The 14182-nt window shown below is 67.8% G+C and carries 12 protein-coding genes; all 12 read right to left on the bottom strand.

Translation table 11 applies throughout. The annotated features are described in order from the left end of the window. Positions 1-54 precede the first annotated feature (54 nt). The 12 genes from WJ16_RS23970 to WJ16_RS23915 all read right to left on the bottom strand — a co-directional run bounded on the left by WJ16_RS23970 (position 55) and on the right by WJ16_RS23915 (position 13414). The gene (locus WJ16_RS23970) at positions 55-1245 is read right to left on the bottom strand and encodes an O-succinylhomoserine sulfhydrylase (protein ID WP_069259542.1); all 1191 of its coding nucleotides are present in this window, start codon (positions 1243-1245) and stop codon (positions 55-57) included. Positions 1246-1490: 245 nt separating this feature from the next. Next, positions 1491-3023 carry an amidophosphoribosyltransferase gene (gene purF, locus WJ16_RS23965; RefSeq protein ID WP_069259541.1) on the bottom strand — a complete coding sequence of 511 codons (1533 nt, stop codon included), beginning with the start codon at positions 3021-3023 and terminating at the stop codon, positions 1491-1493. A 51-nt stretch (positions 3024-3074) separates the two neighbouring features. Further along, on the bottom strand, positions 3075-3569 hold the full coding sequence (locus WJ16_RS23960) for a CvpA family protein (protein WP_069259540.1): 495 nt from the start codon (positions 3567-3569) through the stop codon (positions 3075-3077). Between the two features lie 6 nt (positions 3570-3575). After that, on the bottom strand, positions 3576-4397 hold the full coding sequence (locus WJ16_RS23955) for an SPOR domain-containing protein (RefSeq protein WP_069259539.1): 822 nt from the start codon (positions 4395-4397) through the stop codon (positions 3576-3578). A gap of 29 nt (positions 4398-4426) precedes the next feature. Next, complete coding sequence (gene folC / locus WJ16_RS23950; RefSeq protein ID WP_069259538.1) at positions 4427-5737, bottom strand: bifunctional tetrahydrofolate synthase/dihydrofolate synthase; 1311 nt, start codon at positions 5735-5737, stop codon at positions 4427-4429. 100 nt (positions 5738-5837) lie between these two features. Beyond that, the gene (gene accD, locus WJ16_RS23945) at positions 5838-6710 is read right to left on the bottom strand and encodes an acetyl-CoA carboxylase, carboxyltransferase subunit beta (RefSeq protein WP_069259537.1); all 873 of its coding nucleotides are present in this window, start codon (positions 6708-6710) and stop codon (positions 5838-5840) included. Positions 6711-6772: 62 nt separating this feature from the next. Next, complete coding sequence (gene trpA / locus WJ16_RS23940) at positions 6773-7588, bottom strand: tryptophan synthase subunit alpha (protein ID WP_069259536.1); 816 nt, start codon at positions 7586-7588, stop codon at positions 6773-6775. A gap of 46 nt (positions 7589-7634) precedes the next feature. Then, complete coding sequence (locus WJ16_RS23935) at positions 7635-8486, bottom strand: DNA-methyltransferase (protein WP_069259535.1); 852 nt, start codon at positions 8484-8486, stop codon at positions 7635-7637. A gap of 9 nt (positions 8487-8495) precedes the next feature. After that, positions 8496-9689 carry a tryptophan synthase subunit beta gene (gene trpB, locus WJ16_RS23930; RefSeq protein ID WP_069259534.1) on the bottom strand — a complete coding sequence of 398 codons (1194 nt, stop codon included), beginning with the start codon at positions 9687-9689 and terminating at the stop codon, positions 8496-8498. Positions 9690-9744: 55 nt separating this feature from the next. Next, positions 9745-10446: a phosphoribosylanthranilate isomerase gene (locus WJ16_RS23925; RefSeq protein WP_069259533.1), complete on the bottom strand. Its 702-nt coding sequence runs from the start codon at positions 10444-10446 to the stop codon at positions 9745-9747. Continuing rightward, on the bottom strand, positions 10443-11255 hold the full coding sequence (gene truA, locus WJ16_RS23920; protein WP_069259532.1) for a tRNA pseudouridine(38-40) synthase TruA: 813 nt from the start codon (positions 11253-11255) through the stop codon (positions 10443-10445). Before truA ends, WJ16_RS23925 begins: the two co-directional genes overlap by 4 nt. Further along, complete coding sequence (locus WJ16_RS23915; protein WP_069259531.1) at positions 11255-13414, bottom strand: motility hub landmark protein FimV; 2160 nt, start codon at positions 13412-13414, stop codon at positions 11255-11257. The genes truA and WJ16_RS23915 overlap by 1 nt, the downstream gene beginning before the upstream one ends. Positions 13415-14182: the final 768 nt, after the last annotated feature.

The following is a 14182-nucleotide window of genomic DNA, read 5'->3' as shown; positions in this document are numbered from 1 at the left end:
CCGTTGCCGTTGATACGTCGATGCGTTCCTACGTCGGCGAACGCCCCGCGCCGCTCAGCCTTCCAGGCCGCGCGCCAGATCGTTACGCAGGTCGCCCGCATTCTCGAGCCCGACCGACAGGCGGATCAACCCTTCGGTAATCCCCGCGGCCGCGCGCGCTTCCGGCGTGATGCGGCCGTGCGTCGTCGTCGCCGGATGCGTGATCGTCGTGCGCGTGTCGCCGAGGTTGCCGGTAATCGAGATCAGCTTCGTGCTGTCGATCACGCGCCATGCGTTCGCGCGCTGCTGCTCGGGCGTGTCGCCCTTCAGCTCGAACGACAGGATCGCGCCGCCCGCCTTCTGCTGACGCTTCGCGAGTTCGTGCTGCGGATGCGACTCGAGGCCCGGATGAAACACCCGCGCCACCGCCGGATGCGAATCGAGCCAGCGCGCGATTTCCAGCGCGTTCGCCGATTGCTTCTCGACGCGCAGCGACAGCGTTTCCATCCCCTTCAGCAGCACCCACGCGTTGAACGCCGACAGCGTCGGGCCCGCGCTGCGCACGAACGGGAACACCTTGCCCATGATGAATTCCTTCGAGCCGACCAGCGCGCCGCCGAGCACGCGGCCCTGGCCGTCGAGGAATTTCGTCGCCGAGTGCATCACGACGTCGGCGCCGAGCTTCAGCGGCTGCTGCAGCACCGGGCTGCAGAAACAGTTGTCGACGACGAACAGCGCGTTCGCGGCCTTCGCGATCTTGCCGATCGCCTCGATGTCCGCGAGTTCGGTCAGCGGATTCGACGGCGTCTCGAGGAAGAACATCTTCGTTTCCGGCCGCACGGCTTCCTTCCATGCGTTCAGGTCGGTCGGGTCGACGAAGGTCGTCGTGATCCCGAACTTGCTGAAGATCTGTGAGAACATCCCGAGCGTCGAACCGAACAGGCTGCGCGAGCTGACGAGGTGATCGCCCGCCTGAAGCGCCGCCATCACGACCGACATGATCGCGGCCATGCCGGACGCGGTCGCGATGCACGCCTCGCCGCCCTCGAGCGCCGCGAGACGCTCCTGGAACATCGTGACGGTCGGGTTCGTGAAGCGCGAATAGGTGAAGTAGTCTTCCGAATTCGCGAAGCGCTCGGCCGCATCGGCCGCGCTCTGGAAGCAGAAGCTCGACGTGAGGAACAGCGCTTCCGAGTGCTCGTTGAAGTCGCTGCGCAGCGTGCCCGCGCGCACGGCAAGCGTGTCGAAGTTGAGGGAGTCGTCCATGTTTCGTTTTCCGTATTCGATGGCCGCGCGCGTGGCGCGAACCCGGTCAAACCCAGGGCAAAACAAAAAGCCCGCTATGCGTCGGCATCAGCGGGCTTCGGTGCGGTACGACAGCGATCGACTCGGGCCGGTTGCCACCGGCCTTCGCTTTAGCTGTTTGGGGAAATCGCCCCGCGTCCGCAAGCTGATATCAAATCGACGCAAGGCCACATCGTATCACGCGTCGACGAAAGCGTGCGCCGGTGTCACTCGACCGACAGCTGCAGGTTCATCTGCGAGCGTTCGGTGTCGCCGGCCGTATCGCGATCGGCCTGCGACGCCGGCGTGAGGCGCGCGCGCTCGATCGCGTCGAGATACTCGGGCGTCACGTCGCCGGTGATGTAGTTGCCGTCGAAGCACGACGCCTCGAAGCGTTCGAGCTTCGGGTTGATGTCGCGCACCGCGCGGCGCAGATCGTCGACGTCCTGGTAGATCAGGTGGTCGGCGCCGATGATCTTCGCGACTTCCTCGTCGGTGCGGCCGTGCGCGACGAGTTCGCCGCGCGTCGGCATGTCGATGCCGTACACGTTCGGGAACTTCACCGGCGGCGCCGCCGACGCGAAGATTACCGATTTCGCGCCTGCATCGCGCGCCATCTGCACGATCTCATGCGAGGTCGTGCCGCGCACGATCGAATCGTCGACGATCAGCACGTGCTTGTCCTTGAACTCGATGCTCATCGCGTTGAGCTTCTGGCGCACCGACTTCTTGCGCACGGCCTGCCCCGGCATGATGAACGTCCGGCCGACGTAGCGGTTCTTGAAGAAGCCTTCGCGGTACTCGACGCCGAGCTTCGCGGCGACCTGCATCGCGGCCGGGCGCGACGAATCGGGAATCGGCATCACGACGTCGATCGGCACGTTCGGCAGCTCGCGCTTGATCTTCTCGGCGAGATAGTCGCCCATGCGCAGACGCACGTTGTAGACGGGCACGCCGTCGAGGCACGAATCCGGACGCGCGAGGTACACGTATTCGAACATGCACGGATTCAGCGTCGGCTGTTCCGCGCATTGCTGGCTGTGGAAGTTGCCGGCCGGGTCGATGAAGATCGCCTCGCCCGGCTGCACGTCGCGCACGAATTCGAAACCGATGCCCTCGACGGCCACCGACTCCGACGCGACCATCCACTCGGTGCCGTGTTCGGTTTCGAGCTTGCCGATGCACAGCGGGCGGATGCCGAACGGATCGCGGAATGCGAGCAGGCCGTAGCCGGCGATCAACGACACGATCGCGTACGAGCCCTGCAGGCGGCGATGCACGCCCGAGACGGCCTTGAACACCGACGCCGGATCGAGCTCGAGGCCCGTGGTCGACAGTTGCAGCTCGTGCGCGAACACGTTGAGCAGCACTTCGCTGTCGGAATTGGTATTGATGTGCCGGCGGTCGATCCGGAACATCTCGTCCTTCAGTTGCTGCCAGTTCGTCAGGTTGCCGTTGTGCGCGAGGATGATCCCGAACGGCGCGTTCACGTAGAACGGCTGCGCCTCGGCTTCGCTCGACGCCGAGCCGGCCGTCGGGTAGCGCACCTGGCCGATGCCGTAGGTGCCGGGCAGGCTGCGCATGTTGCGCGTGCGGAACACGTCGCGCACCATGCCGTTCGCCTTGTACATGTGGAAATTGCTGCCGTCCGCCGTCGCGATGCCCGCCGCGTCCTGACCGCGATGCTGCAGCAGCAGCAGGCTGTCATAGATCAGCTGATTGACCGGGGATTGGGAGATAACGCCTACGATGCCGCACATGGCATGTCCTTCAGAATGACAAAATCGGTTCCGTCCTGCCCGGCCGCGTCGTCACACGCGTACGTACTGGGCCATGCCGTCGGGCAGGAGCTGCTTCAGCTCGTGCACGCCCTGTTCGGCAATAGGACGCAATAGCGCATTGCGCCAGAATTCCTGTTTGGGCAGTTCGGTCAGCCCGGCCGCCGCGACCAGCAGCACCACCAGCACGCAGCCGCGGACGAGCCCGAACATCATGCCCAGCGAGCGGTCGACGCCGCCCAAGCCGCTCGCCTGCGCGATCCGCGACAGCAGCGCGTTCGCCACGCCGGCGACCAGCACCACGCCGATCACGATCAACGCGAAGGCGATCACCCACTGCGTCAGCGCACCGCCCGGCCAGTTCGCCGGAATGTACGGCACGACCAGCCCGACGTAGCGGCCCGCGATCACGATCGCCGCAATCCAGCCGATCAGCCCGAAAATCTCCGATACGAAGCCGCGCCACGCGCCGCGCAGCGCCGACAACGCGATCACCGCCAATACAGCGTAGTCGAAAGCCGTCAGCATCGTGCGTTACTGCGTCAGACCGGCTTCGCGCACCTTCGCGATCGCGGCGGACGCCGCCGCGCGATCCGCGAACGGGCCTGCACGCAACAGTGTAGCCGTGCTGCCGTCCGCCTGCTTGCGATGCTCGACATATGCGGGCACGCCCGCCGATTTCAATTTGGTCGCCCACGAACGGGCCGTCGCGTCGTCCTTGAACGAACCGAGCTGCACCGCGAAGCGCGCACCGGCCGGCGACGCCGGCGACGACGCGTCGCCGCTGTCCGGGCTCGCGGTGTCGGCGTTCGCGACGGGCGCGGGCTTCGGCGTGGCCGGCTTTGCCGCGGGCGCGGCCGGTTTCGGCTCGGGCTTCGGCGGCGTCACGCTCGCCGTGGTCGTGGTATCGGGCCTGGCGGCCGGCTTCGGCGCGGGCGCCGGCGCGGCGGCGACGGCCGTATCGGATGCCGGCGGCTCGTCATGTGCGACGCCGGCCTGCACGTCGGACGACTCGTCGTCGCGCGGCGCGACCGCCTGGTGCGCGGGCCGGTTCGGGATGTCGATCGCGATGTCGTCCGTCACCGGCTTCGGGTGCGAGTCGAGCACCATCGGCAGCACGATCACGGCGGCGACGACGAGCGCGATCGCGCCGACGAGGCGACGGCGCGCGCGTTGCTTTTCTGGAAGGGTCGGATCGAGGAGCAGTGCGTCCGATTCCGGACGCTCGGTGCGGCGCGAGCGTCGCTCGACGCGTTCAGTGGTGCGCTCCGTGCGCACGTTCCGGGAGGTCCCGGTGCGACCGCCGCGCCGCGGAGGCGCGTCGTCGTCTTTTTTGCCGAACGAGAAAATTCCCATGTATGGCTGAGTCCGAAACTGCCCGTCAGTCAGTGTTGCTGCGATTTACGGTAGGCCAGCACGCCGGCAACCGTATGGAAACTGCCGAAAACCACGATTCTATCATTCTCGGATGCTCTTTTTAGCGCATCGCGAAACGCTTCCGCGGGCGACGCGTAGCGCGTGACGCTCGAATCGGGCCCCTCCTCGACGCCGGCCTTGCGCAGCGCGGCTTCGAGCTGCTCCGCGGACGCCGCGCGCGGCAGCGGCAGGTCGGTCACGCACCAGTGGTCGATCTCGCCCTTCAGGTGCTGCAGCACGCCGTCGATGTCCTTGTCGTGCATCGCGCCGAACACCGCGTACGTGTACGGGAAGAAGCCCATGTTGCCGAGGTTCTGCTCGAGCACGGCCGCCGCGTGCGGGTTGTGCGCGACGTCGAGCACGATCGCCGGCTTGCCGGGCATCACCTGGAAGCGCCCGGGCAGCTCGACGTTCGCGAGCCCGAGCCGGATGTCCTGCGCGGACACCGGCAGCACCGGACGCAACGCTTCGAGCGCGGCCAGCGCGGCCGACGCATTGATCAGCTGATTCGCGCCGCGCAGCGCCGGATACGCGAGCGCCGGGTAGCGCTTCTCGCGCCCGAGGTAGCTCCACTGCTGGCGCTCGGCGCCCGCCTGCGCCTCGTAGCGGAAATCGCGGCCGACGAGCCACAGGTCGGCGCCGATCGCCTCCGCGTGGTCGATCAGCGTTTGCGGCGCGGCCGGATCGCCGCAGATCGCCGGCTTGCCGGCGCGGAAGATCCCGGCTTTCTCGAACGCGATCTTCTCGCGCGTGTCGCCGAGGTATTCGGTATGGTCGATGTCGATGCTCGTGACGATCGCGCAGTCGGTATCGATGATGTTCACCGCGTCGAGCCGGCCGCCGAGGCCGACCTCGAGGATCACCGCGTCGAGCCCGCGCGACGCGAACAGGTGCAGGATCGCGAGCGTCGTGAATTCGAAGTACGTGAGCGATACCGGCTCGGACAGCGACGTGCGCGCCGCTTCGACGGCCTCGAAGTGCGGCAGCAGTTCGTCGTCGGTGACGTTCTGCCCGTTCACGCGCGCGCGCTCGTTGAACTCGAGCAGGTGCGGCGACGTGTGGCAGCCGACCTTGTAGCCCGCGCGCACGAGAATCGTCTCGAGGAATGCACAGGTCGAGCCCTTGCCGTTCGTGCCGCCGACGGTGATGACGGGGCACGCGAATTCGAGCTGCAGCGCCGCCTTGACCTGCCCGATGCGGGTCAGGCCCATGTCGATGCCGACCGGGTGCGCGCGTTCGAGATGCGAAAGCCACGCGTCGAGAGTGGGAAAAGTGCTCATCGGTTCAAATCTGGATCGGGACCGCCACTACGCCAAAAAACGAAGCGCGCCGCCTGACGCTGAAGCCAGGCGACGCGCAGTGTGCACAACCTCGCGCCGGTCAGGCCAGCGCGTCGGCCGGTTGCCGCTGCAGCAGCGCGAGCAGTTGCGCGATCTCGTCGCGCATCTTGCGGCGGTCGACGATCATGTCGATCGCGCCCGTCTTCAGCAGGAATTCGGCGCGCTGGAAGCCTTCCGGCAGCTTCTCGCGGACCGTCTGCTCGATCACGCGCGGGCCGGCGAAGCCGATCAGCGCCTTCGGTTCGGCGATCACGACGTCGCCGAGGAACGCGAAGCTCGCCGACACGCCGCCCATCGTCGGGTCGGTCAGCACCGAGATGAACGGCAGCTTCGCTTCCGCGAGCTTGGTCAGCATCGCGGTGGTTTTCGCCATCTGCATCAGCGACAGCAGGCTTTCCTGCATCCGTGCGCCGCCCGATGCGGTGAAGCAGATGAACGGCACGTGCTGCTCCAGCGCGTTCTGCGCGCCGCGCGCGAAGCGCTCGCCGACCACCGAGCCCATCGAGCCGCCCATGAACGAGAACTCGAAGCAGGCCGCGACCACCGGCAGCGTGTGGATCGCCCCGCCCATCACGACCATTGCGTCGGTTTCGCCCGTGTCGTCCATCGCTTCCTTCAGACGATCGGGATACTTGCGGCTGTCCTTGAACTTCAGCGAGTCGACCGGCACGATTTCCTGGCCGATCTCGTAACGGCCTTCCGGATCGAGCAGCCCGTCGAGGCGCTCACGCGCACCGATGCGCATGTGGTGATCGCACTTCGGGCACACGTGCAGATTCGCGTCCACGTCGTTGCGGTACAGCACGGCCTCGCAGGACGGGCACTTGACCCACAGACCTTCCGGAATGCCCTTGCGGCTCTTCGGGTCGGTCTGCTTGATCTTCGGCGGCAACAGTTTGTCGAGCCAGCTCATCGTATGGTTTCCTGTTCCGTGGCGGGCCGGGCCAACCGGCCCGTTCCCGCTTCCTGTTGTGTTTATCGCGCCGTCTTGCCCGCGCCGTCCAGGGCGGCGCGCAGCTCGGCGATGAAGGTCTTCAGCGCGGCGGCGGCGCCTTCCGGCGCGGCGCTTTCGAGCAGCTGCACGAGGCGGCTGCCGATCACGACGGCGTCCGACACTTCGGCCACCGCGCGCGCCGTTTCGGCGTCGCGGATGCCGAAGCCGACGCCTACCGGAACCGGCACGCGCGACTTGATGGCCGGGATTTTACCCGCAATGCTCGAAACATCCAGATTTCCCGCGCCGGTCACGCCCTTGAGCGACACGTAATACACGTAGCCGCTCGCGATCTTGCCGACGTCGGCGATGCGTTCGTCGGTCGACGTGGGCGCAAGCAGGAAGATCGGATCGATCTGCGCGGCGCGCATTTTCTCGGCGAACACGCCCGCCTCTTCCGGCGGATAGTCGACGACGAGCACGCCGTCGACGCCGGCCGCCTGCGCTTGCTCCGCGAACGCGTCGACACCCATCCGTTCGATCGGGTTCGCATAGCCCATCAGCACGACGGGGGTTTTGGGGTCGGTTTCGCGAAAGCGCTTCACGTCGGCGAGCACGCTCTTCAACGTGACGCCGCGCGCGAGCGCGCGCTCCGACGAGCGCTGGATCACGGGGCCGTCGGCCATCGGGTCAGAGAACGGCACGCCGAGTTCGATCACGTCCGCGCCGCCTGCGGCGAGCGCGTGCATGAATTCGACGGTTTTCGCGGGATCGGGGTCGCCGGCCGTGATGAACGGGATCAGGCCCTTACGGCCTTGTTCGGCGAGCGCGGCGAAGGTCTGCTGAATACGGGACATGGCAATTTTCCTGGATGCGTTGCGTTCGGCGATGCGGCGGCGCGATTCACGCGCACGCCGGCGCGGCGAGCGCGTTCACACGCTCGTGCGCGATCGCACAATAGCTTTCGTTGATCTCGTAGCCGACGAAGTCGCGCCCCTGCCGTGCGCAGGCCACCGCGGTCGTGCCGCTGCCCATGAACGGATCGAGCACGCGGCCGCCCGGCGGGCAGCTGGCGAGCACCATCCGCTCGATGATTTCCAGCGGTTTCTGGGTCGGATGATCGACGCGCTCCGCGTGCTGCCGGTGCAGGCGCGAGACCGACCAGACGTCCTTCGGGTTGTAGCCCATCTCCAGCCACTTGCTGCCTTCGAACAGCTTGCGCGAGCGGGCCTTCTTCGTGTCGGCGTCGTACGGGATGCGGACCGGATCGAGATCGAAGTAATACGCTTTGGAAACCGCGAAAAAGCCGATGTTGTCGTGCACCGACGTGAAACGGCGCGTCGTGCCGCCCATGCTCGGCACGCGTCGGTCCCAGATGATCTCGTTGACCATCGTGAGCTGCGTCTTCAGGAAACTGAAGATTTCCGGCGCGTACTGCCACGTGCAGAAGATGTACATCGACCCGCTCGGCTTCAGCTTCGGAATCGCGAGCTCGAGCCACGCGCGCGTCCACGCGAGGAAATCGTCGCCCGAACGCTTGTCCGAGTCGTTGCCGTAGTCCTTGCCGAGCCCGTACGGCGGATCGGCGACGATCAGGTCGATCGACGCGTCCGGCAGATGCACGGCATCGGTCAGGAAATCGCGGTTGTGCAGTTCGATCCCGGACGGCAGCGCGCGCGGCACGGCAGCGGCGGGCTGAACCGCCTCCGCGTCGCTCGCGGCGCCGCCGCCCGGTTCTTCGATCAGGTCACGCATCGGTCGGGGTCAGAGCTCGATGCCCGATCGCTCGGCGACCGTGTGCATGTCCTTGTCGCCGCGGCCCGACAGGTTGACGAGCAGGATCTTGTCCTTCGGCAACGTCGGCGCGAGCTTCACGCCATACGCGATCGCATGGCTCGACTCGAGCGCGGGGATGATCCCCTCGATCCGGCAGCAGTCGTGGAACGCCTTCAGCGCTTCGTCGTCGGTGATGCCGACGTACTGCGCGCGGCCGCTGTCCTTCAGCCATGCGTGCTCGGGGCCGACGCCCGGATAGTCGAGGCCCGCCGACACCGAATGCGTCTCGATGATCTGGCCGTTCTCGTCCTGCAGCAGATACGTGCGGTTGCCGTGCAGCACGCCCGGGCTGCCGGCGATCAGCGACGCCGCGTGATGGCCCGTGTCGAGGCCGTCGCCGGCCGCTTCGACGCCGATCAGCTGCACCGACGTGTCGTCGATGTACGGATAGAAGATGCCCATCGCGTTCGAGCCGCCGCCCACGCATGCGATCACCGCATCGGGCTGCCGGCCGGCGAGTTCGGGCATCTGTACCTTGCACTCGTCGCCGATCACGCGCTGGAAGTCGCGCACCATCATCGGGTACGGGTGCGGGCCCGCGACCGTGCCGATGATGTAGAACGTGTTCTCGATGTTCGTGACCCAGTCGCGCATCGCTTCGTTCAGCGCGTCCTTCAGCGTGCGCGAACCCGATTCGACCGGCACGACGGTCGCGCCGAGCAGCTTCATCCGGTAGACGTTCGCGGCCTGGCGGCGCACGTCTTCCGAACCCATGTAGACGACGCACTCCATCCCGAAGCGCGCGCAGATCGTCGCGGTCGCGACGCCGTGCTGGCCGGCGCCCGTCTCGGCGATCACGCGCTTCTTGCCCATGCGCTTCGCGAGCAGCGCCTGGCCGATCACGTTGTTGATCTTGTGCGCGCCCGTGTGGTTCAGGTCTTCGCGCTTCAGGTAGATCTGCGCGCCGCCGAGCGTCTCGCTCCAGCGCTGCGCGTGGTAGATCGGCGACGGGCGGCCGACGAAATGCTTCAGCTCGCGCTCGAATTCGGCGACGAAACCGGGGTCGTTCTGGAATTTTTCATACGCCGCGCGCAGCTCGTCGAGTGCGTGAACCAGCGTCTCGGCGACGAACGTGCCGCCATACGGGCCGAAGTGGCCGCGATCATCAGGAAGGTTGTACATGGTGTCTCTCTCGATCGGTCGGTGCGCCGCGCTTTCGGGGCCGCACCGGCTTGCATCACCCGGCGTCCGCTTCGCGCACCGCGCGTACGAACGCCGCCATCCGGGCGTGATCCTTCACGCCCTTCGCGCCCTCCACTTCGATGCCACTCGAGACATCGACAGCAAACGGGCGCAACTGGCGAATCGCATCACCGACGTTTTGCGCGCTCAAGCCACCACTCAAAACGGCCCGATGCGCGAGCTCTGCGGGAATAAGAGACCAATCGAAGACCTTGCCGCTACCGCCGTAATCCGGCACCAGGGTGTCGAACAGGAGGCCGCGCGCTTTCGAATAACGAAGAGCCGATTCTACCAAATCGGACGGCTGCGTCGAGGGGCCGACGCGCACCGCGCGCAGCCACGGCAGCCGTGCCGCGCGGCCGAGCGCGTCGCACTGCTCCGGCGTCTCGTCGCCGTGAAACTGCAGGAGCGTGAGCGGCACGTCGTGCACGACGGCCTCGATCTCGGCTTCGGTCGCATTCACGAACAGCCCGACCACCGACACGAACGGCGGCGCCAGGCTCGCCAGCTCGGCCGCCTGCGCGATCGACACCGCGCGCGGGCTCTTCGGGTAGAACACGAGACCGATCGCATCGGCGCCGAGCGCCGCCGCGTGCAGCACGTCGTCGGGGCGCGACAGCCCGCACAGCTTGATGCGCGTGCGCGGCGGCAGGCCGGTCGCGGCGGGGGTCGAGGAAGACACGGCGTGATCCGTCATGATTGAGGGTCCAGATCGGCCCAGACGCTGCTCCACGGCACGCTGCCGAGCTGCGCGGGCGGGACGGCGAATTCCGCCGGGTAGCCGACGTGGGCGAGGTACAGCCCGTCGGCCATGAATGTGGGCGCCGCGAGCGTGCGGTCGCGCCCGGCCAGCACGTCGGCGAGCCAGTCGGCCGGATAGCGGCCGCGACCGACCGCCACGAGGCAGCCCATCAGGTTGCGCACCATGTGATGCAGGAACGCGTTGGCGCGGAAGCGGAAATGAATGAAATGCCCCGCGCGCCGCACGTCGATCTCGTACAGGTGTTTGACCGGCGTCTTCGACTGGCATTCCGACGACCGGAACGACGAGAAATCGTGCTCGCCAATCAGGTGCGCGGCGGCAGCGCGCATCGCGTCGTCGTCGAGCGGCGTATGGATCCAGCCGGCGCGCCCCGCCAGCATCGGCGAGCGCACCGGATGCACGTACAGCGCGTAGTAATAGGTGCGCTCGAACGCGGAGAAGCGCGCGTGGAACGTCTCCGGCATCGGCTTCGCCCATTGCACCGCCACGGTCGACGGCAGGAACGCGTTGGTGCCGCGCACCCACGAGAACACCTCGCGATCGAGGTCGGTATCGAAGTGCACGACTTGCCCGAGCCCGTGCACGCCCGTGTCGGTCCGCCCGGCCACCGTCGTATGCAGCGGCACGCGCGCGAACTCGGCCAGCGCGTGTTCGAGCCGGTCCTGCACGGTCTTGCCGTGCGGCTGCGCCTGCCAGCCGCAGAACGCCGCGCCGTCGTACTGAATGCCGAGCGCGATCCGCATCACGCTTCGTCCGCCAGCTTCGCGAGCAGCGCGCGCGCATCGTCGCGCGTCGCGGCGTCGTTGGCATCGATCACTTCCTGCAGCAGCGTCCGCGCGCCGGACAGGTCGCCCAGCTCGACGTATTCGGCCGCGAGGTCGAGCTTGTTGCGCGCGATGCGGGCAAGCTCGTCCGGCGTCAGCGCCGGCAACGCGGCGCCCGGCGTGGCCGGCAGGTCGAGATCGAAATCGAGCTTCAGCGCGCCGAACTGCGCGCCGCCGAGCGGCGCCAGCGACGACGGCGCGCCCGGGCTGCCCGCGTGGCCGGCAGGCGTCGGCGCGTCCGGCTCCCAGTCGAACTCGTCGTCCTGGTCGGCCGGATGTTCCGGGGCCGGATCGATCGAGCCAATCGGCGGGCGCTGGGCGGCTTGACCGTTAGTTGCAATTCTATCGGTGTCGGACGGCGCTGCCGGCGCGGCAGACCCGTCGGCCGCCAGCGAAGGCTCGTCCGGCGTGCGCGGCGGCAACGGCATGTCGAGGCTGTTGAGCGCGCTGATCGCGTTCTGCATCAGCGCGGCATGCTGCGCGTCGGCGGCTGCGGGGGCGGCTGCGGCGGGGGCAATTGGCGTCTCGGCGGGCTTTCCCGCAAGCTTTTCCGCCGGCTCTTCGGCAGCCACCTTTTCTTCCGGCTCGACATCGTGCGGCACCCGAGCCGCGTCGCTCGCGAGCGGCTCCGCGGTGTGCGCCGTCGGCAATTCGGGCGGCTCGTCGTGCGGTTTCGCCGCTTCCGGCGCCGGCGGCACAGCCGTATCCGGCGTCTCGACCGGCTGCGCCGCTGCAGCCACTGCCGCGACAAGGCTCGAGTCGGAAGCTGCGTCGCGCGAGACCGGCGTCTCGGGCCGAATCGGCAGTTCCGGCTCGACGGACGGCGCGGCTTCGGTTTCCGCCACCGCAGTCGCGGCACCGCCCGCTGCGGCTGCCGTCGTACCCGCGCCCGTATCCGCATCGTCCGCGCGCCGGCCTTTGCGGCGCTTGCGCCACGCAAAACCTGCCGCGAGGACGATCACGGCCGCGCCGGCCAGCGCGGCCGGACGCCAGTCCATCTGCTCGGTACGGGGTGCGGGTGCCGCCACCGGCGCGGCCGGTTGCGCGGGCGCCGCTACCGATGCCGGCTGCACCGCGCTCGCGGCGACGCCGGACGCGGCTTCGCCTGCCGTCGGCGCGGCAGCGGACGCACCCGCATCGTTCGCGGCCGGGCGCGGCGCAACAGGTGCCGGCGCGGGAGCCGGTGTGACCTCGTTCGTCGTGGCCGGCTTGCCGATGCCGTGCTTCTGCAATTCCATCAGCACGCGATTCTTCAGCGCCAGCAGTTGCTGCAGGCTCGACGGCCGCGGCTGCGACGCACCCGCGACGGGCGCCGCGCCTGCCGGTTCGCCGATGCCCGAAACCTGGCTGCCCGAAGTAGCGGGCGGAACCGCGGCACCGCTCGCGGTCGACGGCACCGACTGGATCGCCCCGCTCCACACGTGCGGACCGCTTGCGCCGGAGACAGGCGCCGCCGGCTGCATGCTGACGACAGCCGATGCACCGTTCGCAGCCGAAGCGCCGACCGACGCCGACGCCGACGCCGATGCCGACGCACCGGCGGCCGTCGCGACGCTTGCGCCGCCCGGCGCCGCATGCATGGCCGACGCCACCGGCGCGGGTTGCACGGCCGAGCCCGGATGCGGTGCGGACGCAGCGTGCTGTGCGAGCGCCGTCCCGCCCGATGCGGCAGCGGGCGCGGAAGCCGCCGCCGTAGCCGATGCGGCCGACGCGGCGGCCGGCACGAGCGCCGCGCCTGTCGCGTCGAGCGCCGGCACGGTCAGCGTCGCGCCGACTTTCAGGCGGCTCGCGTCGCGCTTCATGAACGCCTGCGGATTGGCGTCGAACAGCGCGCGGCCGGCACGGGCGAGCACAGCGGGATCGTGCGATTGCGTGGCGGCCTTCGCGATGTCGTTCAGCGACTGGCCCGGCTGAACCGTGACGGTGAGCGGCACTGCACCGCCGGCAGCGGACGCCGGCAGCTCGCCGGTGCCGGCCGCCCAGGCCGATGCGGTTGCGCCGAGCGCCAGGATCGCCAGCGCGCCACGCACGGCGCGCGACAGACGGGACTGGCGCGGAAACAAGGAAATTCGGGACATCGTTGGCTCTATCGCCGCGCGCGGGCGCGGCTCGGATTCGCGGTTGAAAGCGTCAAAAAGTTGCCGCAGAAATGCAAAAGCGTCGCGTGGAACGCGACGCTTTCGGCGGGTCTGTGCGTCGTAACCGCGTAGTTTACTTCACACGATCGCGTTCGGGCCGAATTCGTCGCCGACCGGCGCAACCGGCCGCGTTCGCGCGTCGGCGCGGCCGGCGAACGCGCTACGTCGACACGCGGGTGCGCACGCTGCGACCCGCACCGTCGATCGATCGGAAGCGCACCGCGCCCGCAGCCGAAAAACCGCCCGACCGCATCGCATTCCGAACGCGTGCCGCGGCTGCGGGCGCGATGGCGCGCCATGACCGGAAAATCGGGCACGCCTGCTCAATAATTCACGCTTCCCGCCGTTAATGGATTAACGATCTCCAATCAGAATAAATCCGGACATTCACCAACCCCATTCAAATCCATTTCAATTGATCGATAAGAGGCCAACTCCCCTCTCTTATCGTCGGATTGAACGTTCCCACCGCAAAACCCCCGACCTACAAGGCTCTCCAGCCTACCCCCGCTCCATTGTTCGCACGAAATCAATCATTTCGACAGCAATTCAATTACATTACACAAAATTACACAGATCGAATAATTGCCCTCGTTACGATCGTCTTCAAACAAGAATCGGCGCAGTTCGACCCTCGCACCCGCTCCTGCCGTCGATGCGGGCGTGCAGTCGGCCGGGGTGACGCCGCGAGGTGCCAGGGAGGCATCG

Source organism: Burkholderia metallica (assembly GCF_001718555.1).
In the GTDB taxonomy this organism is placed as follows: domain Bacteria; phylum Pseudomonadota; class Gammaproteobacteria; order Burkholderiales; family Burkholderiaceae; genus Burkholderia; species Burkholderia metallica.
The sequence above is the reverse complement of the archived record's forward strand: the minus strand, read 5'-3'. Positions and strand labels throughout refer to the sequence as shown.

Excerpts from the sequence above, each read along its gene's own strand:
- WJ16_RS23955 (WP_069259539.1), bottom strand. The coding sequence starts at position 4,397 with ATGGGAATTTTCTCGTTCGGCAAAAAAGACGACGACGCGCCTCCGCGG.
- WJ16_RS23925 (WP_069259533.1), bottom strand. The coding sequence starts at position 10,446 with ATGACGGATCACGCCGTGTCTTCCTCGACCCCCGCCGCGACCGGCCTG.
- purF (WP_069259541.1), bottom strand. The coding sequence starts at position 3,023 with ATGTGCGGCATCGTAGGCGTTATCTCCCAATCCCCGGTCAATCAGCTG.
- WJ16_RS23970 (WP_069259542.1), bottom strand. The coding sequence starts at position 1,245 with ATGGACGACTCCCTCAACTTCGACACGCTTGCCGTGCGCGCGGGCACG.
- trpA (WP_069259536.1), bottom strand. The coding sequence starts at position 7,588 with ATGTCCCGTATTCAGCAGACCTTCGCCGCGCTCGCCGAACAAGGCCGT.
- truA (WP_069259532.1), bottom strand. The coding sequence starts at position 11,255 with ATGCGGATCGCGCTCGGCATTCAGTACGACGGCGCGGCGTTCTGCGGC.
- WJ16_RS23960 (WP_069259540.1), bottom strand. The coding sequence starts at position 3,569 with ATGCTGACGGCTTTCGACTACGCTGTATTGGCGGTGATCGCGTTGTCG.
- trpB (WP_069259534.1), bottom strand. The coding sequence starts at position 9,689 with ATGTACAACCTTCCTGATGATCGCGGCCACTTCGGCCCGTATGGCGGC.
- WJ16_RS23935 (WP_069259535.1), bottom strand. The coding sequence starts at position 8,486 with ATGCGTGACCTGATCGAAGAACCGGGCGGCGGCGCCGCGAGCGACGCG.
- folC (WP_069259538.1), bottom strand. The coding sequence starts at position 5,737 with ATGAGCACTTTTCCCACTCTCGACGCGTGGCTTTCGCATCTCGAACGC.
- accD (WP_069259537.1), bottom strand. The coding sequence starts at position 6,710 with ATGAGCTGGCTCGACAAACTGTTGCCGCCGAAGATCAAGCAGACCGAC.
- WJ16_RS23915 (WP_069259531.1), bottom strand. The coding sequence starts at position 13,414 with ATGTCCCGAATTTCCTTGTTTCCGCGCCAGTCCCGTCTGTCGCGCGCC.